Source organism: Burkholderia pyrrocinia (assembly GCF_018417535.1).
Lineage (GTDB): Bacteria > Pseudomonadota > Gammaproteobacteria > Burkholderiales > Burkholderiaceae > Burkholderia > Burkholderia pyrrocinia_E.
Window position 1 is genome coordinate 208,182 of sequence record NZ_CP070978.1, and the last position, 22,057, is coordinate 230,238.

General features: G+C 68.1%; 15 protein-coding genes. 8 read left to right on the forward strand and 7 right to left on the reverse strand.

Translation table 11 applies throughout. From position 1 onward, the window contains the following. Window position 1 precedes the first annotated feature (1 nt). Both JYG32_RS19060 and JYG32_RS19065 read left to right on the forward strand, forming a co-directional pair. Window positions 2–1,342 carry an amidase family protein gene (locus JYG32_RS19060; RefSeq protein ID WP_213266546.1) on the forward strand — a complete coding sequence of 447 codons (1,341 nt, stop codon included), beginning with the start codon at window positions 2–4 and terminating at the stop codon, window positions 1,340–1,342. 61 nt (window positions 1,343–1,403) lie between these two features. Continuing rightward, complete coding sequence (locus JYG32_RS19065; RefSeq protein ID WP_174380972.1) at window positions 1,404–1,802, forward strand: ectoine synthase; 399 nt, start codon at window positions 1,404–1,406, stop codon at window positions 1,800–1,802. A gap of 67 nt (window positions 1,803–1,869) precedes the next feature. Here the strand turns inward: JYG32_RS19065 and JYG32_RS19070 are convergent, their stop codons facing one another. Next, window positions 1,870–2,544: a GntR family transcriptional regulator gene (locus JYG32_RS19070; protein WP_213266547.1), complete on the reverse strand. Its 675-nt coding sequence runs from the start codon at window positions 2,542–2,544 to the stop codon at window positions 1,870–1,872. Window positions 2,545–2,622: 78 nt separating this feature from the next. Continuing rightward, window positions 2,623–3,483: an urea carboxylase-associated family protein gene (locus JYG32_RS19075; RefSeq protein WP_174380974.1), complete on the reverse strand. Its 861-nt coding sequence runs from the start codon at window positions 3,481–3,483 to the stop codon at window positions 2,623–2,625. 376 nt (window positions 3,484–3,859) lie between these two features. Here JYG32_RS19075 and JYG32_RS19080 point away from each other — a divergent pair, with 376 nt between their 5' ends. After that, window positions 3,860–5,107, forward strand: a complete 1,248-nt coding sequence (locus JYG32_RS19080; protein ID WP_213266548.1) for a multidrug effflux MFS transporter — start codon at window positions 3,860–3,862, stop codon at window positions 5,105–5,107. Between the two features lie 4 nt (window positions 5,108–5,111). Here JYG32_RS19080 and JYG32_RS19085 read toward each other — a convergent pair whose 3' ends face one another. The 3 genes from JYG32_RS19085 to JYG32_RS19095 all read right to left on the reverse strand — a co-directional run bounded on the left by JYG32_RS19085 (window position 5,112) and on the right by JYG32_RS19095 (window position 14,363). Then, window positions 5,112–5,801, reverse strand: a complete 690-nt coding sequence (locus JYG32_RS19085; RefSeq protein WP_213266549.1) for a hypothetical protein — start codon at window positions 5,799–5,801, stop codon at window positions 5,112–5,114. A gap of 269 nt (window positions 5,802–6,070) precedes the next feature. After that, window positions 6,071–8,320 carry a penicillin-binding protein 1C gene (gene pbpC, locus JYG32_RS19090; RefSeq protein WP_213266550.1) on the reverse strand — a complete coding sequence of 750 codons (2,250 nt, stop codon included), beginning with the start codon at window positions 8,318–8,320 and terminating at the stop codon, window positions 6,071–6,073. A gap of 7 nt (window positions 8,321–8,327) precedes the next feature. Further along, window positions 8,328–14,363, reverse strand: a complete 6,036-nt coding sequence (locus JYG32_RS19095; protein ID WP_213266551.1) for an alpha-2-macroglobulin family protein — start codon at window positions 14,361–14,363, stop codon at window positions 8,328–8,330. A 310-nt stretch (window positions 14,364–14,673) separates the two neighbouring features. Between JYG32_RS19095 and JYG32_RS19100 the strand changes: the two genes are divergently transcribed. The 5 genes from JYG32_RS19100 to JYG32_RS19120 all read left to right on the forward strand — a co-directional run bounded on the left by JYG32_RS19100 (window position 14,674) and on the right by JYG32_RS19120 (window position 19,856). Next, entirely contained in the window at window positions 14,674–15,180 is a 507-nt protein-coding gene (locus JYG32_RS19100; protein ID WP_174382047.1) for a sugar dehydrogenase complex small subunit, read from the forward strand. After that, the gene (locus JYG32_RS19105; RefSeq protein ID WP_213266552.1) at window positions 15,180–16,799 is read left to right on the forward strand and encodes a GMC family oxidoreductase; all 1,620 of its coding nucleotides are present in this window, start codon (window positions 15,180–15,182) and stop codon (window positions 16,797–16,799) included. Before JYG32_RS19100 ends, JYG32_RS19105 begins: the two co-directional genes overlap by 1 nt. Before the next feature lie 2 nt (window positions 16,800–16,801). After that, window positions 16,802–18,079: a cytochrome c gene (locus tag JYG32_RS19110; protein WP_174382049.1), complete on the forward strand. Its 1,278-nt coding sequence runs from the start codon at window positions 16,802–16,804 to the stop codon at window positions 18,077–18,079. A 190-nt stretch (window positions 18,080–18,269) separates the two neighbouring features. After that, window positions 18,270–18,689, forward strand: a complete 420-nt coding sequence (locus JYG32_RS19115) for a DoxX family protein (RefSeq protein WP_213266553.1) — start codon at window positions 18,270–18,272, stop codon at window positions 18,687–18,689. A gap of 63 nt (window positions 18,690–18,752) precedes the next feature. Further along, entirely contained in the window at window positions 18,753–19,856 is a 1,104-nt protein-coding gene (locus JYG32_RS19120) for a porin (protein ID WP_174382051.1), read from the forward strand. Between the two features lie 85 nt (window positions 19,857–19,941). On the opposite strand, the gene JYG32_RS19125 is transcribed toward JYG32_RS19120, so the two are convergent. Beyond that, window positions 19,942–20,484, reverse strand: coding sequence for a cysteine hydrolase family protein (locus tag JYG32_RS19125; protein WP_213266554.1), 543 nt, complete (start codon window positions 20,482–20,484; stop codon window positions 19,942–19,944). 232 nt (window positions 20,485–20,716) lie between these two features. Next, the gene (locus tag JYG32_RS19130) at window positions 20,717–22,036 is read right to left on the reverse strand and encodes an MFS transporter (protein ID WP_213266555.1); all 1,320 of its coding nucleotides are present in this window, start codon (window positions 22,034–22,036) and stop codon (window positions 20,717–20,719) included. Window positions 22,037–22,057 lie beyond the last annotated feature (21 nt).

Sequence of the window (22,057 nt, forward strand, 5' to 3'; positions counted from 1 at the left end):
AATGGACGCCCCTGATTTCCGGCATCCCGACGCGAACGGGCAGGCATGCGTCGAGCGGTTGCGCACCAGCCTCGCGCGTGCCGATGCACATCCTGACGACATCGGGACGGCATGGCTCGCACGGTGCGACAAAGCGGCGCTGGACGAGGCGCGTGCAGCGGATGCATCGGCACGCCGCGATGCGTCCGCCGTACCGCTGGCCGGCGCGGTGCTGACGGTCAAGGCGTGTTTCGATAGCGAAGGCTGGGTCACGCACGCGGGCTCACGCGTCCTTGCCGGCGGCCCGCCTGCGCGAGCCGATGCCGCGCTCGTGGCGGCGCTGCGTCGCGCCGGCGCGGTGCGAATTGCTCAAACCGCGATGACCGAGTTCGCGTACGGCGCGCTCGGCGTGAACCGCGCATACGGCACGCCCGCGACGCCGCTCGATGCGCGACGCGAGCGCGTGGCCGGCGGATCGAGTTCGGGCGCGGCGGTGTCGGTGGCGCTCGGCGCGGCCGATCTGTCGATCGGCTCGGACACGAGCGGATCGGCGCGCATTCCGGCCGCGTTCTGCGGCGTGGCCGGCTTCAAGCCGTCGCGCGGCCGCTATCCCGATGCGGGCATGCGTTTCCTGTCGACGACGTTCGACGTGCCGGGGATCCTGGCCGCGACGGCTCGCATGTGCCGGCGGGTCGATGCGGTGCTGCATGGCCGCGCCGCTGGCCGGCCCGTGCCGGCGAGCATCAAGGACCTGCATTTCATCGTCCCCGAGCGCTTCGCGACGGACGACGTCGACCCGGCCGTCGGACAGGCATTCGACACGTGGCTGTCGCGGCTGTCCGCACAGGGCGCGCGCATCGAGCGCAAGCGGCTCGATTGTGCGGTCGAGGCCGGCGCCGTCGCGCGGGCGGGAGGCATCATCGCGGCTGAAGCGTTCATGCTGCATCGCACGCTGATGGAAACGGCCGCGGATCGTTACGATCCGCTGGTCGGCCCGCGCATCGCGGCCGGTGAGCACGTGCGCGCGCACGACTATGCGGCCGCGCTGTTGCGCCTGGCGGCGCTGGCCGATGCGTACCACGCGGAACTCGGCGATGCGCATGCGGTACTGACGCCGACGGTGCCGATGCTGCCGCCGCGCATTGCCGATCTGGCTGACGAGACCGCGTATCTCGCGGCGAACGCACGCGCGTTCCGTCTGACCGAATTTGCGAACCGGCTGGACCTGCCGAGCATCAGTGTGCCGGGCGACTGTCGACAGAAGCGGCCGATAGGCCTGCTGCTGACGGGCCGCCGCGGCGACGACGCGCGGCTGCTCGATGCGGCGGTGCTGGTCGAGCGTGCATTGACGGATTCCGAATGAACCGATTTCCGGCGGCAAGCATCGTCTTGCCATTTCTCATCGTTATTATTCAGAGGTGCTCATGATCGTCGTAAGGTCAGCCGATATCGCCCATACCGAACGCCACGCGCACGGACCGGGCTGGGACAGCAAGCGCATGATCGTCAAGCAGGACGGCGTCGGCTATTCCGTTCACGAGACGCGCGTGCAGGAAGGAGCGGAATTGCATCTGCACTACAAGCATCACTTCGAAACCAACTACTGCGTGGCGGGTGAAGGGGAAGTCGTCGAAACGGCGACCGGCAACGTGCACCGGATCACGCCCGGCACGATCTACGCGCTGAACCTGAACGATCCGCACATCCTGCGGGCGACGCGCGGCGATCTGCATCTCGTGTGCGTGTTCAATCCGCCGCTGACGGGGCTCGAGACGCATCGCGACGACGGCAGTTACGCGCTGCCGGCGGGCGAGGAAGCCTGACGGCGCTGGATGCCGGGTTCGTGCGTGCCGCGTTGCGCGGCACGCACGCGGGTGGCAGGACGCCGGCTCAGGCCGCTTCGCGCTGGCTACGCCTGATCGCGTCGAGCAGCATCCGCTCGGAATCGTCGAGATAGCGTGCGAGCGCGGTGACGGCTTCGCCGCGACGGTTCTGCGTGAGCAGTTCATAGATCCGGTATTCGCGCTGGATCCAGTCGGCCGTCTGCACGCGCTTTTCGTCGGGATCGGACGCGAATACGAGGCGCAGCTGCGCCGAGATGGTCCGGAAGAATTCGTCGAGCAGCGCCGACTTCTGCAGGGCGACGATATGCTGGTGAAACCGCAGGCTGTGCGTGCCGACCGCCTGCCAGTTCTCCTTGTCGAGTTCGCGCTCGGCGGCGCGGATGGCCGCCTGCATTTTCTCGAGCAGCGCCGGCTGTGCGAGTTCGGCCGTATTCAGCGCATGCAGTTCGAGCGTGCGGCGCGCGACATAGAGATCGCGCACGTCCTGGCGATTGAGCGTGCGTACGACGACGCCCTTGTGCCGCACGAACGTGACGAGCCCTTCGCGGCCGAGCTGGTGCAGGACTTCGCGAAGCGAGTTGCGCGACGTATCGTATTCGGCCGCGAGGTCCATCTCGATCAGCGCGGTGCCGGGCGGCAGCTTGCCGCTGATGATGTGTTCGCGCAGTTGATGGCTGATCCGGTCGGCGACCGATTGTCCTCGCGCTTTTTCGCTTGCCATGCTGTTCGTTTGCTCCTCTCCTGATCGTATGCCGCCGGCGTGGCCGGCCGGCGGCGTTGCGTCATTCTACGGGCTTTGTCACACGGTCTTGCCGTGCTGCCAGTCTGCCTGCGGCGGCTGCATCCCGTGCAGGCCCTTGTACGGCGCGACGGGCGGCGACGACCAGCCGTCGAGCAGGCTCGGGTCGAGCCTGTACACGTCGACGCCGAGCGGCCGGCACACGTCGATCGGGTCGCGCGCGCCGGGGCCCCACATCGGCACCGACAGGTCGCCGCCCGGACACGTGGACATCGCGCACAGCAGATCGATCTCGGCGAAGAACTCGAGATAGTCGCCCGCCTGCGCGGGACAGGCCTTCATGAAGTACTTGTCGTCGTCGTTCAGGCCGGTGCACTGGAACACGTTCAGCACGTCGTGGACGTCGAATTCCGTCAGCCCGTACGGTGCGACCGCACGCACGAGATTCGAGTGGCAGTGGAAATGGAAATCCTCGCCGGTCAGCAACTTGTTGACGTACGGATCGCAGCGCGTGCCGAGCAGGTCGTGCACGCGACCGCCGTCGCCGTCGACGCCATAGCCGGCAAGCGTGTCGTCGGTGATCGTGACCATTGGGCGCAGGTAGGGCAGCGTCGACCAGAGGCGGTCGAACGTCGTCACGTGCGCCGCCTGCAGCTGGCGCGTGCGCGATGCCCACATGCGCTCGCGCGGATTGTGCAGGTTCCACATGTTGAAGTCGGCGACCTGCGGCCCTTCCAGCGTGACGATGCGGAATACGTGACCGGCAGGTACCGTCCACGCGAAGCCGCTGCGGATCGGCACGACGTGCGATTCGATGCGTTGCCGCGCGTCCTGGCGTTGCGCGATCGCGGCGTAAAAGGACCGGTCAACGTTCAGGACGGAGCCCTTGGTGACCTGATAAGCAGCGGGATAGTTCGACATGACGCGGTGCTCTCGGGGAAATTTTCAGGCGTGGATATCCGGCCGGAATCCTTGTCGGTGGCCGGTCAGGCGTCAACGGGCATGTTGGATTGTTCAACAATTTTTTGGCGCTGCGGGGAGTATAGGGCGAAGGCGGGGAGGCGTGTCAATGGGTGGAAAATACGGAGGAGGCGGACGAATGCGCGGGTGGCTCGGCGAGTGTGTCGAGGTCCGGGCATGCCCCGATGGACGTTCAACCTCGCCCGCGCCATGGGAATCGCGTCGATTGCCGCAACAACAGGCACAATATGCGACCCGGCACGCTGCGCACGCGCGTTCGTAATGCGAACGCACGGATCACGCAGCATCACCGTCGCCCGAATCCTTCCCGGTCTTCATGAACGCCACGCTCACTCCCGCGCGCGAGTCGAACTCGCCGCGCTTCCTGCTGTTCCTGATCTGCCTGTTCGCGTCCGCTGGCCAGCTCGCGATCGACATCTACGTGCCCGCGCTGCCCGACATGGCGCGTTCGTTCGCGACGACGCCGCAGGCGATCCAGTCGAGCGTGTCCGGCTACATGGCGGCCTACGCGCTCGGCCAGCTCATCTTCGGCCCGATCGCCGACGCGTACGGGCGCAAGCGCGTGCTTGCGTTCGGGCTCGTGATCTACACGATCGGCTGCCTGCTGTCGCTCGGCGCGCAGAACCTGGAGACGTTCGTGCTGGCGCGCTGCCTGCAGGGCTTCGGGATCGCGACCACCAACCTGCTCGCGAAGGCGATCATCACCGATTCGTTCTCCGGCCAGGCGCTGATGCATGCGTTCACGTACATGTCGATCGCGTGGGGGCTCGCGCCGATCGTCGCGCCGGTGATCGGCGCGCATCTTCAGGAGTGGTTCGGCTGGCGCGCCTGCCTCGTGTTCCTGCTCGTCTACTCGCTGGTGATGTGGGCGCTGCTGTGGCGCTATCGGGAAACCTTGCCGAAACCGGTGCATCTCGAACCGCGCACGCTGATGGCGAACGCGGGCAAGGTGCTGGCGAGCCCGGTGTTCCAGAGCTGTTTCCTCGCGCAGGGGCTGTGCTACAGCATCCTGCTCGTGTTCAACATCGTCGGGCCGTTCATGGTGCAGACCACGCTGCACAAGCCGCCGACCTTCTTCGGCTATCTCGCGCTCGGCATCGGCCTGATGTATTTCCTCGGCGGGCTGTCGAACCGGATTCACGGGCGCGGGCTGCCGAGCGCCGAGCAACGGTTGCGCATCGGCGCGCGCGTGATGGCGGGTGCATCGGTCGCGATGCTGGTGCTGGCGCTGACCGTCGGCCTGCGCGTATGGACGCTCGCGACGCCGGTGCTCGTGATGGGCTTCTGCGCGGGCGCGATGTATCCGACGCTGATGGCCAAGGGCAATTCGCTGTTTCCGCATATCGCGGGCCTGACGAGCGCGATCCTCGGGTGCGCGCTGCTGCTCGTGTCGTCCGCGATGATGGGGCTGGCCGGCTTCGTGTCGATCCACGTGCTGACGCCGCTCGCTGTGTTTTTCGTCGCGCTGTCGTTCATCGTCGTATGGATGGTGACGAAGCTGCTGCGGTACCTGACGCAGCAGCAGGCCGCGACCGTCGTGTGCGGGAGCGGGGAAGCCGCGTAGGCCGCTACAACGGGTGCGCCGCACCCGCCTGCGCGAGCAGCGCAACGGCAGTCTGGTCCGGCACTCCATTCGAGTCGATCGCGCCAGCCTTGGCCAGCGCACCGAGATCGCTGTCGACGCCCGGTTGCCCGACCACGAACGACGTGGTCAGGAACGCCGGCGTCGTCAGCGTGACCGCATAGCGCTGCTGCAGGTTGGTCACGACGGCCGATTGCGCGGCCTGTACGGCGTTCGGGCTGTCCATCACCTGCTGGAAGTGCAGATTGCCCTGGAAATTGCCGATCAGCCCGGCCGTATTCGTGCCGAGCTGTGCCGCGAGGTAGACCAGCATCAGCTCGGTCTCGGGCGTCGTGTTGAAGGTGCCGCCCGCATAGGCGAGAGAATGCAGGCTCGTGCCGCCCGACGTCACGGTGATGACGCACGGCAGCGCGGCGTTCACCGTCACTTGGTAGTTGCCGCCGCCGTCCGTCAGCGTCGTCGCGGAGCCTGTCGCGCAACTGACCGCCACCGACGCGCTCGCGAGCGCGTTGCCGGTGGCGGCCGTGCCGGACAGCGAGACGGTTTGCGTGTTGTTGTTGAAGCAGACATCCACGCCGAAGCAGGCGTCGCCGTTGCACGCCTGAAGCGTCGCGAGTGCTGCGACGCAGAGCGCGCCCAGCGCGGGGCGGGTGAAGTGCGTATGGCGAATGTTCATGGTTGCGGGTGTCCGGGAGAAGGGGGCAACCGGTGAGCGTCGGGAATACGGCGCTGCTGATATTCTAGGTTCCCGATCCGCGGGTTGCTTGCCCGTTTGGCCGTTTGCCCGTCCAGCCGGAAACCTTTCAGTTCCCTTCGCAATGGGTTGTGCTGCGGGACGACTAAAAACGACGAGGGAACGCGCCGTTTCCGAGGGGGCGGGCGTGCCGTTCAGCGGCGCGAGCCTTGCAGCAACGCGGCCGGCCGGTAAGCGGCCGGCTCACGCGCTCACGGCTTGTGCGCGGCCGTCTTCGCGAACGCGCCGCGCACCTCGAAGCTGATCGCATCCGCGACGTTGCCGCGCGCGTCGACGAGTTCGAGCCGGTGCCGGCCCGGCCACGGCATCCACGCGACGCGGTCGGCATGCCCGATCACCTTGTCGTCGAGCCGCCACGCGAACTGCGCCGCGCGCCCGGCCGAGCGCTCGAACCAGATCCGCTGATTCTTCGGCGGAATGTCCGGGTCGATCGCGAAGATCGTGCCGTCGGTCGGCGCGCCGATCGTCAGCGGCGCGCGCGCGCCGTCCTTGCCCGGCGTGACCGGTGCGGCGAGCCGGATCGTGTCGACCGCCGTTCCCGCGACGAACCACTCGTTGCGTGCTGGCTCGATGTCGCGCTCGAACGCGATGCGGCGCGTTTCGACGCCGGCCGGCGCGCGCGGCGCGCGGCTCGGCAGGTCGCGGTGCAGGTAGCCGACGACAGCCGACCACACGGGCGATGCGCCCGTGACACCCGACACGTCCCACATCGGCGAGCCATCCGCGTTGCCGACCCACACGCCGACCGTGTAGCGCGACGTGAAGCCGACCGTCCAGTTGTCGCGCATGTCCTTGCTCGTGCCGGTCTTGACCGCCGAGAAGAAGCGCGTCGCGAGCGGGTTGTCGAAGCCGAACGTGCGTACGCGCGCGTTGTTGTCGGAAAGGATGTCGGTAACGACGAAGCTGGCCGCTTCGCTGAACACGCGCGTGCCGCCGTCCGTATGCGCGGGCGCCGTTGCGCCGGACGCCGGTGCCGGCGCGGGCAGGTCGACGACCTTGCGCGCGACGCCGCCGTTCGCGAGTGCGCGATACGCGTTGGTCAGCGACAGCAGCGTGACGTCGGCACTCCCGAGCGCGAGACTGAAGCCGTAGTAGTCGCCTTCCTGCGCGAGCGGCAGGCCGAGCGCGGTCAGCGTGCGGGCGAAGCGGTGCGGCGTGACAAGCACGAGCGTGCGCACGGCCGGTACATTCAGCGAGCCGCCGAGCGCGCTGCGCACGCTCACCCAGCCCTTGAAATCCTTGTCGTAGTTCTGCGGAATGTACAGGCCGCCGCCGGCGGCGAGGTTGATCGGCGCGTCGTCGAGCAGCGACGCGGCGGTCAGCCGCTTTTCGTCGATTGCCTGCGCATAGAGGAACGGCTTGAGCGTCGAGCCGGCCTGGCGCGGCGCGAGCACGGCGTCCACGTCGCGCGCGCTCGACAACGCGCCCGACGATCCGACCCATGCGCGAATCTCGCCGGTCGCATTGTCGATCACGACGACCGCGCCGTCCTGCACGTTGCGCCGGTGCGCGGGCGCGTTGAGTTCGGTCAGCGCGCGCATCAGCGTGTCGCGCGCGAAGCGCTGCAACGGCGCATCGAGTGTCGTGCGGACCTGCGCGCCGGCCGCCGGCCCGACCTCGACGGCGATGCGTCGCGCGAAGTGCGGGGCGAGGGCGGCGCCGTCCGCCGTGGTGTCGTTACGTACGGCGTTGGCCGGGCGCGCGGTGACGAGCTGCACGTAGCCGTCGAGCGACGCGCACGCCTGCTCGGCATGCATGTCGCGCAGGATCCGGCATGCGCGCTCGGCAACCTTCGCGGGCGTCGCGTTGGGCGCGCGCACCAGTGCGGCCGCGATCGCGGCTTCGCGTGCGTCGAGGCCCGACGGCGCCTTGCCGAACAGCGCCTGCGACAGCGCGCCGAGCCCGACCGTCTCGCCGCGGAACGGCACCAGGTTCAGGTACGCCTCGAGAATCTGGTCCTTGCGCCAGCCGCGTTCGAGCAGCAGCGCGTTCATCGCCTGCGTGGCCTTCTGCGGCAGCGAGCGCTGGCCCGAGCGGCGCGGCGAATCGCTGAGCAGCCCGGCGAGCTGCATCGTCACGGTCGATGCGCCACGCGTGCGCTCGTTCCACAGGTTGCCCCACGCGGCACCGGCGATTCCCCGCCAGTCGACGCCGCTGTGTTCGTAGAAGCGCTTGTCCTCGGAGACGACGATCGCGTCGCGGAACGCGGGCGACACGTCCGTGAGCGACACCCAGTCGCCGCGCCGTTCGGTGAGGTCGACGCGCGTGCGCTGCAGTGGCGTGCCGTCGCGCGCGAGCAGCACCCAGTCGGAACTGCGCCAGTTGCGGCGCACGTCGTCGTAGCCGGGCAGCGCATGCGCGACGACCGGCGCGGCCAGCACGACGGCGACGAATACTCGGCCGGCGACACGCGCCGGCCGCGGCAAAACCCGATCGATCATCACGTGCTCACTGCTTGCCCGCGTCGGCCGGCTTGACGGTCATCGGCGGGTTCGGCCACAGGCCGTACACGGACGGCGCGTACAGCGCCTCGACGCGCGTCGGCGGCAAGCCGAACGTGCCGACGTTGTTCAGCCGCACCGTGTACTCGACCGAGAATTTGCCCTTCGGCAGATAGTCGTAGTACGCGCGGTAGCCGTCGAAATCGCGCTCGATGAAGGCCGGCCACGCGCCGTCCGGCGTCTTCTCGCCCTGCGTCGCGGCTTCGGAATCGCGGCCGAGGCCCGAACCGAGGATCGTCGCGCCGGACGGGATCGGATCGTTGACGACGACCCACGTCATGTCGCTCTGCGCATCGATGTCGAGATGCACGCGCACGACGTCGCCGCGCGTCAGCACGCCCTTGACGGCGGGCGACACCGGCGTGACGGTCTTCGTGATCCGGTAGCCGGCCGCGAACGGCGCGCGCAGCGGCACGGCCGCGAGGCTCTCGACCGTCGCCCACGGGCGCCCGGTGCCTTCCTGCGTGACGGACAGCGTGGCCGGCGCCTGCGATGCGCGCGGCCACGGCATCAGCACGCTGCGCGCGGCGGCGGCGCGGGTCGCGGCGGTGGCCGACGCAGGCGTGTCGGCGGGAGCCGGCGCCTGCGACCACGAGATCGAGCGTTCGTTGCCGCCGAGCGCGACCTTCGTCGCGCCGGACACGGGCGTGCTCTCGTAGGTGCGCGAGAAGCGCTCGACCGCGAGCAGGCCGAGCGCGTTCGACGTCGTCGTCTGCCATGCGCCCTGGCGCTGCAGCGCGAGCAGGCCGGCCGTGACGCGCGGCATCTCGTCCTTCCACGCCGGGTCGCCGGCGAATTCGAGCGCGAGACGCGCGGCGTTGGTCTCGTTGCTCGTCATCAGCCACCACAGGTCGTCGTCGCGCGCGGTCGAGAACACGAGCTGCGTGCCCTGGTACGTGAGGCGCGCGCGCAGGATCTGTTCGACCTGCGCGCGTTTCTCGTCGCGTTGCGGGATGTCCTTCACGCGCGTCAGGATCGCGTGATAGTCGATCACCGCCGACGTCGGCCACTGGTTCGGCGCGATCTCGATCGAGCCGAGCATGCGGCCTTGCGCGGCGCCGTAGCGCGACAGCGCCTCGATCGCGGCGAGCTTGCGCAGGTCGCGATCCTGGCGCGGCGCCCACGCGTTGCGTTCGATGCGGCCGTCGACGAAGCGCGCGAGCCCGGCTTCGAGCTGCGCGCGCAGGTCTTCCGGCAGCGCGAAGCGCGGGTCGACACGGCTCGCCTCGTCGGACAGCACGAGCAGGTACGACGACAGCGTCGGGCTGCCGTAGTGCGAATTGTCGGACGGCGGCGGGAAGTAGCTCGCGAGCCCGTCGCTGTCGAGATAGACGGGCATGCGTGCAACCAGCGCCTGCCACTGCGCGGGGTCGCGCAGGCCGATCGCGCGCGACGCCTGCTGTTCGAGGCAGCGGTACGGATAGCGCTCGAACCAGCGGCGCACGCCGGGCAGGCCGTCGGCAAGCTTCGACTGCAGCGACACGGCGATGCCGCCGCGCGGCGCGCCTTGTGCGTTGCTCACGGCGCCGGCCGGTGCCGACACGGGCACCGTCAGCGTGCCGTCGACCTGCGCGAGCGTCGCCTGCTGCACGGTCACCGGCAGTGCGGGCACGACCTTCTGCGCGACCGCCAGCGCGTCGGACGCGCGCTTGCCGCCTTGCTCGGCCGCTTCGATGCGCCAGTTCAGCGCGCCGGCCGCGTCGAGCGCCTGCTCGGGCACGGTGATCGTCCACGCGACCTCGGTCGCCGTATTGGCCGCGAGCGACACGGTTTGCGGCGCGACGTCGAGGCCCGTCACGCGCGGCGTCACGACGACCTGCATCGCGCGGTCGGTCGTGTTGCGCAGCGTGACCTGCGCGCGGAACGCGTCGCCTTCGCGCACGAGCGGCGGCAGGCCGGAGATCAGTTGCAGATCCTGCGTGCTGCGGATCGACGTGCTGCCCGTGCCGAAACGGTCGGGGCCGACCGCCGCGATCGCGACGATCCGGAAGCGCGTGAGCGCGTCGTTCAGCGGCACCTCGACGGTCGCGCTGCCGTTGGCGTCGAGCGTCACGCGCGGATTCCACAGCAGCAGCGTGTCGAACAGCTCGCGCGTCGGCGCGCTGCCGCCGCCGCCGCCGGCCGGCACGGCCTTGCGGCCGAAGTGGCGGCGGCCGACGATCTCCATCTGCGCGGTGGCCGTCTCGACGCCGTATGCGCGCCGCCGCAGCATCGCGTCGAGCAGGTCCCAGCTGTTGTTCGGCATCAGCTCGAGCAGCGCCTCGTCGACGGCCGCGACCGCGATCTGCGTGCCGGCCGGCGCGGGCTGGCCGTTCGGCAGCGTGACCTTCACGTGCGCCTGCGCCTTGCTGCGCACCGTGTAGCGCGTCGCGTCGGTCGTCACGGCCACGCCGAGACGGTGCACGCCCGTGCCGACCTTGATCTCGCCGAGACCATAGCGGAACGCGGGCTTCGACAGGTCGACGAATGCGGTCGGCGCCTCATAGTGGCGGCCTTCGCGCCAGAACGCGCGCGCCCATTCGACCGGCGCTTTCCAGCCCCACGTGAAGAACGAGTACCACGGCACTTCGCGAATCCGGCCGCGCAGCGCGAGCACCGACACGTAGACGTTCGGCCCCCACGATTCGCCGACCTTCAGGTCGACGGTCGGGTTCTTGCCGTTCAGCTCGACGATGTGCGTTTCCATCACGCCGCCGCGCTCGACCGCGACGAGCGCGGTCGCGTAGCGGAACGGCATCCGCACCTGGAAGCGGGCCGTTTCGCCCGGTTCGTACAAGGTCTTCTCCGGGATCACGTCGATCCGGTCGGTGTTGTCGCCGCCGAACCAGAGCTCGTCCTCGCGCGTGACCCACACCGACGTCGATGCGTTCGACGTGCGGCCGTCGCCGTCCTTCGCGACCGCGATCAGCTGCACGTTGCCGGCCTGTTCGAGCGTCGCGTCGCAGGCCATGCGGCCCTTGTCGTCGGTCTTGCCCGAGCACAGCACGCCGAGGTCGCGCGTATCGCTCTTGTTGTCGTACGCATAGAAGCCGCCGACCATCCGCTTGCGCGACGACGTCGTGATGCGCGCGACGCCCTTGATCTCGACCGGCACCGATGCGCGCGGCTTGCCCTGCAGGTCGACCGCGAGCGCCTGCACGGGCACGCGCTGGCCGACCGACACCCAGCGGCCGGCCTTGATGCCGGCCACCACCGCGGCCGGCCACAGGATCGTGTCGCCGCGAATCGTCTGCACTTCGCCGTTCGGGTCGGCGAACGTCGCTTCGAGCGCGATGCGCTTCGGCGCGTCGACGTCGGGCAGGCCCTTGAGCGTGACCGAGCCCGCGCCGTTGCGGTCGAGCGTCAGCGGCAGCTTGTCGGCGATCAGCTTCGTCGCGTCGGGATCGTTGTTCGTCGCCGATGCGTTGTCGCCGTCCTGCGAATCGTCGTCGGCATTGCCGTCGCTCTTGTCGGGGCGATACGGCGTGAAGCTGAAGTCTTCGAAGCGATCCGCGAACGGCGGCGACGCCCACTTCATCAGCGCCGACACCTGCACCGGCAGGTTCGATGCGCCGCCGCCCGACACATAGTCGATCTGCACCGCGAGCGGCGCTTCCTTCACCGCGACGAGCGGGCTCTTCTGCGCGTCGCGCGCGCCGATCGATCCCTTCAGCACCGGCAGGCGGAACGCCTCGACGCGGAAGCTGCCGCTGTAGTAGGTGGCGGTCGGCGCGTCTTCCGGGCCGCCTTCGAGCTCGACGCCGTATTCGCCGAGCTTCGCGGCGGGCGGCAGCGTGAACTGCGTGTCCGCGCTGTGGTCGGCGGCCCACGTGAGCGGCAGCTTGTACGTCTGGCCCGTGCCGAGATGGCGGATCGTCACGCGCGTCGGGTATTGCGACGGGAACGCGAGGCTCTGCAGCGTTTCGGTTCGGATGAAATGCTTCATCGACACGGTTTCGCCCGTGCGCAGCAGCGTGCGGTCGAACACCGTATGCGCGCGCACGGTCGGCGCGCTGTCTGTGTCGGTCGGCACGTTGAAGCGCCACGATTCGATCCCGCGGTTCCAGCCCGAGCTGACGAACGCCATGTCGGGGCCCGTCTTCGGATCGTCGACGCGCGCCGACACGAAGTAGTCGTCGAAGCGCTCGGAAGAGCTGCATTCGTGCTTCGCCTCGAACGGCCGGTCGATCTTCAGCAGGCCCTGCGCATCGGTCTTGCCGGCCGCGATCTCGTCGCCGTTGCAATCCGACACGCGGATCTGCGCGTTCGGCACGGGCTTGCCCTTGTCGAGCGTCGTGACCCACACGAGGTTGTTCTCGCGGCCCTGTTTCAGGTGCACGCCGAGGTTCGTGACGAGCACGGTGGTGCGCACGTACATGCTCGACGGCTTCGCAAGCAGCGAGCGGCCGAGCGCGGGCGACGCGAGTTCGAGCACGTAGAAGCCGGGCTTGTCGATCGGCACGCCGACGATCTCGAACGGCCGCAGCGTCTTCGGGTCGGCCTGCGGCAGCGTCAGCGCCTGCGCGCCGGGCTCGCCCTTGAGCAGCGACAGCGAGCGCACGTCGATGCGGCGGTCCTTCGGTGCGGGCTGCTTTTCGCCGGCCGCGAGCGGCACGTAGACGGGGTGCTGGCCCTTGCGCGCCAGCAGGCCGGGAATCTGGCTTTCGATCGAGCCGGCCGTCATCGACCAGTTGTCGAAGCGGTCGACGGTGCGCATCCACTGGCGGATCGCGGTGTCGTTCTCGACCTTCAGGTTCGCGAATTGCGCGCCGCCCGCGTTGAGGCCCGCGATATGCAGGTCGGCCTCGACGTTGCGCAGCGTGACGGGCACGAGCGCGGGCGTATCGGGTTCGGCGAAGCGCTCGACGATCCCGAAGGTGCCCGACGAGAATTTCGCGAGCGGCGGCATCGGCGCGGTGCGCGTCGCCAGCGGGAACAGGTCGGCGTTGGACAGCGAGCGGTCGGTCACGTCGCGCAGGCCCGACGGCAGTTCGATCGTCAGGCCGGCCTGCGCGGGCAGCGGCGGGTTGAACGTGACGGTCGTCACTTCCTCGCTGCGGTCGTCGGCCGCGAAGGTCGGCGACAGCGAACCGTCGGGGCCGCGCAGCTTGATCGCCTCGGCGTTCTTGCGCGAGATCGGCGCGTTGAACGACAGCGTAAGCGGGCGCAGCGGCGTGCACGGCGCCTTCGCGTTCTCGCGTTCGCACGAGAAGCTCGCGGCGAACGGTGCGCGCACGGTGAAATCGAAGCGCCGTTCGGTTTCGTTCGCGATGCCGCTCGGGCTCGCGACGCCCTTGCCGTATACGAGCTGCATCTTCGCGCTTGCCGGCAACGCCTGCGAGCACGACAGCGTCAATACGCGCGCGGCATCCTTCTTCAGCCCGAAGTGGTCGAGCAGCGCGGTGCGCGTGTCGTCGTCGGCGGCCGTGACGGGAATGCGGTTGCCGATGCCGGCTGCTTCGCACCAGATGTTCGCGAGCGCCGAGCGCGGTTCGGCCGGGCCGTTCAGCTTCAGCACGAAGACCTGCCGTTCCTCGATCTCGCGCGAGCCGGGGCGCACGTTCACCGGGAACGGGCCGCCCGTCTGGAACGCGAAGCGGCGCGGGCCGCTGGCCGCATTGCCGGCGACCGAGCGCAGCGTGTCGTTGAGCGCGACCGAGCAGCGCACGCCGGGCGGCAGGTCGTTTTCGAAATCGTAAACCCAAGTCTTGTCGTCGAGCCAGTGACCCTGGCCGCGTGCGGCAGTCGAATCGTTGCAGGTCACGCGCGCGGGATTCGGCGCGGATGCCGAGCCGAACGCGACCATCGGTTCGTCGAACTTGACGACGGTCTGCCGGACTTCGGTGACGGTGCCCTGCGGCGATACGCTCACCGTGCGCGCCGCGAGCGCATGCAGCGACAGGGCCGCGGCCCCGCCGAGCGCCGCGACGGCGCCGATGCGCCAGAGCAGCCGGGTGGTGTGGTTGGTTCGTTTCGCTTTGTTGTGTTTATCGTGCTGCTTCATCGCTCGATTGCCCTCGGAGGGAAGCTTTCTGTTTGATTGCACGCGATTCTAACCGACGGTCATGCGCACGCATCGTCGCGCGCAGCCGCAGTGTGTCGTCGCCATGCGACATCGGTGCATCCGCCGCATATTTGTCGCGCCGACGACACAAAAATGCAGCGAAATGTCGATTGTCGCGGATTGCGGAACATTTAATGGACTATAAAAAGATTGTTCGATCCGATTTGTGCGCGTACATTTCAGGTCCGCGCCAATGTTTGAGAAATATCAAGCGTGGTTTTCCCGAATCCGGTGTTCGAGAGAAGGAAACATGCACAACGACAACACCCCCCACTCGCGTCGCGATGGCGACGCAGCCGCAACCGGCATCACGCGGCGTCAATGGCTGCAGGGCGCACTGGCGCTGACGGCGGCGGGCCTCACGGGCTCGCTGGCGTTGCGGGCCCTGGCCGATGATCCCGGCACTGCGCCGCTCGATACGTTCATGACGCTCTCCGAAGCATTGACCGGCAAGAAGGGGCTGAGCCGCGTGCTCGGCCAGCGCTTCCTGCAGGCATTGCAGAAGGGCTCGTTCAAGACGGCCGACGGCCTGCCGCAACTCGCCGGCGCACTCGCGTCCGGTTCGCTGAATCCCGATCAGGAAGCGCTCGCGCTGAAGATTCTCGAAGCGTGGTATCTCGGCATCGTCGACAACGTCGTGATTACCTACGAAGAGGCATTAATGTTCGGTGTCGTATCCGATACGCTCGTGATCCCTTCGTATTGCCCCAACAAACCCGGCTTCTGGGCCGAAAAACCGATCGAGAGGCAAGCCTGATGGCCGATACCGATACGCAAAAGGCCGACGTCGTCGTCGTCGGGTCGGGTGTCGCAGGCGCGATCGTGGCGCACCAGCTCGCGCTGGCGGGCAAGTCGGTGATCCTGCTGGAAGCCGGCCCGCGCATGCCGCGCTGGGAAATCGTCGAGCGCTTTCGCAACCAGCCCGACAAGACCGATTTCATGGCGCCGTACCCGTCGAGCCCGTGGGCGCCGCATCCGGAATACGGCCCGCCGAACGACTACCTGGTCCTGAAGGGCGAGCACAAGTTCAACTCGCAGTACATCCGCGCGGTGGGCGGCACGACGTGGCACTGGGCCGCGTCGGCGTGGCGCTTCATCCCGAACGACTTCAAGATGAAGACCGTGTACGGCGTCGGCCGCGACTGGCCGATCCAGTACGACGACCTCGAACACTACTATCAGCGCGCCGAGGAAGAGCTCGGCGTGTGGGGCCCGGGCCCCGAGGAAGACCTGTACTCGCCGCGCAAGGAGCCTTACCCGATGCCGCCGCTGCCGTTGTCGTTCAACGAGCAGACGATCAAGCGCGCGCTCAACGGCTATGACCCTAAGTTCCACGTGGTGACCGAGCCGGTCGCGCGCAACAGCCGCCCGTACGACGGCCGGCCAACCTGTTGCGGGAACAACAATTGCATGCCGATCTGCCCGATCGGCGCGATGTACAACGGGATCGTGCACGTCGAGAAGGCCGAGCAGGCCGGCGCGAAGCTGATCGAGAACGCGGTCGTCTACAAGCTCGAGACCGGGCCGAACAAGCGCATTACCGCCGCGGTCTACAAGGACAAGTCGGGCGCCGACCATCGCGTCGAAGGCAAGTACTTCGTGGTGGCCGCGAACGGCATCGAGACGCCGAAGATCCTGCTGATGTCGGCGAACCGCGATTTCCCGAACGGCGTCGCGAACAGCTCCGACATGGTCGGCCGCAACCTGATGGACCATCCGGGCACCGGCGTGTCGTTCTACGCGAACGAGAAGCTGTGGCCGGGCCGCGGCCCGCAGGAGATGACGTCGCTGATCGGTTTCCGCGACGGCCCGTTCCGCGCGACCGAAGCCGCGAAGAAGATCCACCTGTCGAACATGTCGCGCATCAACCAGGAGACGCAGAAAATCTTCAAGGGCGGCAAGCTGATGAAGCCCGCGGAGCTCGACGCGCAGATCCGCGACCGTTCCGCGCGCTACGTGCAGTTCGACTGCTTCCATGAAATCCTGCCGCAGCCCGAGAACCGCATCGTGCCGAGCAAGACGGCCTCCGACGCAATCGGCATCCCGCGCCCCGAGATCACGTACGCGATCGACGACTACGTGAAGCGCGGCGCCGTGCACACGCGCGAGGTCTATGCGACGGCCGCGAAGGTGCTGGGCGGCACCGAAGTCGTCTTCAACGACGAGTTCGCGCCGAACAACCACATCACGGGCGCGACGATCATGGGCGCGGATGCACGCGACTCGGTCGTCGACAAGGACTGCCGCACGTTCGACCATCCGAACCTGTTCATCTCGAGCAGCTCGACGATGCCGACCGTCGGTACGGTGAACGTGACACTGACGATCGCGGCGCTCGCGCTGCGGATGTCGGACACGCTGAAGAAGGAAGTCTGACCGTGCGGAAATCTACTCTCACCTTCCTCCTCGCCGGCTGCCTCGCGCTGCCGGGCCTCGCGCGCGCGGCCGACGCCGCCGATCCGGCGCAGGTCAAGCGCGGCGAATACCTCGCAGTCGCGGGCGACTGCATGGCGTGCCACACCGCGAAGGGCGGCAAGCCGTTCGCGGGCGGCCTCGGCATGCCGGTGCCGCTGCTCGGCAAGATCTACACGAGCAACATCACGCCCGATCCCGAGACGGGCATCGGCAACTGGACGTTCGACGATTTCGAGCGCGCGGTGCGCCACGGCGTCTCGAAGAACGGCGACAACCTGTACCCGGCGATGCCGTACGTGTCGTACGCGAAGATCAACGACGACGACGTGCAGGCGCTGTACGCGTACTTCATGCATGGCGTCGAACCGGTCAAGCAGGCGCCGCCGAAGAACGAGATCCCCGCGCTGCTGAGCATGCGCTGGCCGCTGAAGATCTGGAACTGGCTGTTCCTGACGGACGGCGTGTACCAGCCGAAGCCGGCGCAGAGCGCCGAGTGGAACCGCGGCGCGTACCTCGTGCAGGGCCTCGCGCACTGCAGCACGTGCCACACGCCGCGCGGCATCGCGATGCAGGAGAAGTCGCTCGACGAGACGGGCGGCAGCTTCCTGTCGGGCTCGGTGCTCGCGGGCTGGGACGGCTACAACATCACGTCCGACCCGAACGCGGGGATCGGCGGCTGGACGCAGCAGCAGCTCGTCCAGTACCTGCGCACCGGCAGCGTGCCGGGCGTCGCGCAGGCGGCCGGCCCGATGGCCGAGGCGATCGAGCACAGCTTCTCGAAGATGACGGAATCCGACATCGGCGCGATCTCGACGTACATCCGCACGGTGCCGGCCGTCGCCAGCGGCGACGCGAAGCAGTCGCGTTCGTCGTGGGGCAAGCCGGCCGAGGACGGCCAGAAGCTGCGCGGCGTCGCGCTCGCGTCGTCGGGCATCGATCCGGCGCGGCTGTATCTCGGCAACTGCGCGACCTGCCACCAGATGCAGGGCAAGGGCACGCCGGACGGTTATTACCCGCCGCTGTTCCACAACTCGACGGTCGGCGCGCCGAATCCGACCAACCTCGTGCAGGTGATCCTGAACGGCGTGCAGCGCAAGGCCGGCAGCGAGGACGTTGGAATGCCGGCGTTCCGTCACGAGCTGTCGGATGCGCAGGTCGCCGCGCTGACGAACTACCTGACCGGGCAGTTCGGCAATCCGGCCGCGAAGGTGACCGAGCAGGACGTCGCGAAGCTGCGTTGACGCGACGCGCGACGAAGCTGCAGGGCAACATCGAAGAAGAGCGGCATCGAACCAGAGGAGGAGCACAGCACATCGGGCGGACCCCGATGCCGGTTGTTGCAGGGCGGGGCGGGCAGCGCAGGCGGCTGTCCGTCCCGGTTCACTGGCAATCCGGTGCGCCAGCCGCGCATCGTTTTCGTTGATCGACACCATGACACCGAATCAACCGTTTCTCGCGTCCCAACGCGATGTGCTGCTGCTGCTTGCCCGCATCCTGCTCGTGATCCTGTTCGTGATGTTTGGCTGGAAGAAGATCATCGACTTCCCCGGTACCATCGCGTTCATGGGCTCGGAAGGCGCGCCCGCGCCGATCGTTTCCGCCGCGATCTCCGTCGCGATGGAACTGTTCGCCGGGATCGCGATCCTCGTCGGCTTCCAGACGCGCCCGCTCGCGCTGCTGCTTGCGCTGTATACGATCGGCACCGGCATCATCGGCCACCACTACTGGACGATGACGGGCGGCGAGCAGATCAACAACATGATTCATTTCTACAAGAACATCGCGATCTCGGGCGGCCTGCTCGCGCTCTGCGCAGCGGGCCCCGGGCGTTTTTCGATCGATCGCGGATAAACAGACCCGGGGCGCGCGCATGGGGCGCGCGCTGGAAGGTCGAGACTCCGAGGGGGCAACATTTTGCGACTCAAACATTTCGCATGGCTGATTGCGGCCGCCACGCCGGCGGCCGCTTTCGCACAAACGAGCGTGACGTTGTATGGCCGTGTCGACGGCGGCGTCGAATACCTGAATCACATCGCGACGCCGAACGGCAGCAAGTCGCGCTGGAGCGCGGAAAGCGGCGACTGGGGCACCAGCATGTTCGGCCTGAAGGGCATCGAGGATCTGGGGGGCGGGCTGTCGACGGTCTTCAACCTCGAAACTGCGTTCCAGGTGATGAACGGCCAGACCGGCGGCGGGCGCATGTGGTCGCGGCGCGCGTATGTCGGCCTGAAGAGCAATACGTGGGGCCAGCTGCAGGCCGGCCGCAACCTGTTCATCGACAGCGACGGCGTGTGGGAATTCGATCCGTTCGTGCAGCAGGCGTTTTCGTCCGCATCGCTCGTGCGCGGCCGCAACTGGCAGCAGAGCAGCAACAACATCGAATATCACAGCCCGGTGATCGGCGGCTTCGACGTGCAGGCGCAATACGCGTTCGGCAACCAGTCGCGCGGCTTCAACTACGGCGCGGCCGACGATTTCGGCCGCTCGGACGGGATCATGATCTCGTACCACTCGCCGGTGCTCGACGTGCGCGGCATCTACGACGAACTGCGCGACAACAACGGCAAGTTCAGCAACATCTTCACCGCGTCGCGCGAGTATTTCGTCGGCGCGAACGTGAAGGTGTCGAAGTTCAAGATCCAGGGTGCGTATACGCACTACCAGGCGCCGGACAGCCCGGCCGGCGTCGCCGATCGCGCGGATCACTACTGGCTCGGCGCGACCTACACCGCGACGCCGCAGTGGGCGGTGACGGGCGGCGGGTATTACGTGAAGGTCGGCGACGGCGGCGGCGATGCGTCGCACGATCCGTCGGGCCACGCGATCATGTATGTGCTCGGTACTACGTACAACCTGTCGAAGCGCACGTTCCTGTACGGCACGGTCGCGTATGCGCGTAACGGCGGGAATTCGAACTTCTCGCTGCTCGCGACGCCGCGCGACGCGACGTCGGGTACGAGCCCGCTGACGGGCGAGTCGCAGACGGGTGCGTATGTGGGGATGATGCATACGTTCTGAGCGGGGCGACTACGCGACTTGCACCCAACGCACGGGCGGTGACCGCCCGTGCGTTGTTGCGTTTACGGCGTGTGGTCGATATCGGTCAGAACACGCAGGTATCGGTCGTCGTCAGCGTCGCGAACGGGCCGTCGAGCGTTGCATTGTGATGCGCGACGATCCGCTCGGCCGACAGAGCCGGCGTGTCCATGCAGGTGTGCGCGTCGGTTACGAGCACGGCGCGAAAGCCGAGATCGGCGGTGGCGCGGCAGGTCGTATCGACGCAGTACTGCGTCTTCATGCCCGCGACGACGAGTTCGCCGATGCCAGCGGCGCACAGCCATTCGGCGAGTTGCGTGCCGGCGAAGCAGTTCGACCGCGTCTTGTCGAACACGATGTCGCGCGCGGGATCAATCGCGAGTTCCGGCAGCAGCGCGGCGAGCGGCGAATCGGGCGCGATCGGCGAGCCGGCGGGCCCGGTGTGACGCACGGCGAACACCGGCGCACCGCCTTCGTGCGCGCGGCCGATCAGCCGGTTGATGTTGGCGAGCACGCGTGCGCCGTCATGCGGACGATCGGGACCATGAAACAGCCCGACCTGCATGTCGACGACGAGCAGCGCGCGTTTCGGGGAAGGGACTTCGGACATCGCGTTTCTCCTGAGTGACCGATACGGACGGAGAAACGACAAGACCCCGTCCGGAACCGGCGGGGCCTGTGAGGAATCGGTGCGCTACGACCTTGCGCGCACTCGCCGCACGAGTCCGCCGAAGGCGGTCGTGCGCGTGGTGATCGAATGAGTGGTCGTGGCGTGGCGCATGGATCGATCATGCCCGATGCGTGCGCACCACGTCAATCGCGTGCCGCGCATCGAACGCCGCTCAATCGAGCGACTTCCCGGCCTTCTCGTCCATGCAGCGAATGGCGAGCAGCGTCAGCACGCCGCACCCGATCGCATACCACGCGGGCGCGTTCGGATTGCCTGTCGCCGCGATCAGCCACGTGACGAAGAACTGCGCGAAGCCGCCGAAGATCGCGACGCCGACGCTGTACACGAGCGCGCCGCCGGTCGCGCGCACCGCACGCGGGAACAGTTCGCCGAGCATCGCTCCGGTCGCGCCGATGTTGATCGCATGCACGATCGACAGCGCGGCGATGATCGACAGCAGCGACGCGGCGCCCGGCCAGCGGTTCAGCGCGATGAACGCCGGGTACACCGCGGCCATCAGCACGATGCGTGTCCACCAGACGATCCGGTTGCGCCCGTAGACGTCGGACAGGTGGCCGCCGATCGGCGTCACGAGCATCAGGATTGCACCGGCGACGCAGCCGGCCGTCATCGACAGCCAGGTCGGCAGGTGCAGCACCTGCACGCCGTAGATCGCCATGTAGAACACGATGATGTAGTGGATCGACGTGCCGCCGATCGTCACGCCGAGCCCTGCGAACACGGCCTTGCCGTGATGGCGCAGCACGTCGGCGAGCGGCAGCGACGCGACCGGCTCGTCGTGCGCGGCGGCAGGCGTAGCGGCCGGCACTTCCTCGACGGTGCGGCGCAGCCAGTAGCCGAGCGGCACGAACAGCGTGCCGATGATGAACGGTACGCGCCAGCCCCAGCTTTCGAGCTGCGCGGCATTCAGCGTCGACGTCAACGCGACGCCGGTGAGCGCACCCGCGAGCGCGGCGAGCCCCTGGCTCGAGAACTGGAACGATGCGTAGAAGCCGCGGCGGTGCTGCGGCGCCTGTTCGAGCAGCAGCGTCGTCGACGCGCCGACTTCGCCGCCCGACGCGAACCCCTGCAGCAGGCGCGCGAGCACGAGCAGCAGCGGCGCGGCGAGGCCGACCTGCGCGAAGGTCGGCGCGACCGCGATCGTCGCGGTGCCGAGCGCCATCAGCAGCAGCGTGAGGATCATCGCCTTCTTGCGGCCGACGCGGTCGGCGTACATGCCGATCACGAGCCCGCCGAGCGGTCGCGTGACGAAGCCGACGCCGAAGCTCGCGACCGCGAGCATCAACTGCCCGAACGACGAATGCACCGGAAAGAACAGCTTGCCGATCAGGATCGCGAAGAAGCTGTAGACCGTGAAGTCGTAGAACTCGAGCGCGTTGCCGACGGCGGCGGCCGCGATCAGCCGGCGTTTCTTCGCGGCGGCGCGGGCATCGACCGGCGTGCCGGCGAACGGAAGGGCGGACGTTTCCATGGGGTTCCCCCGGTAAGCGCG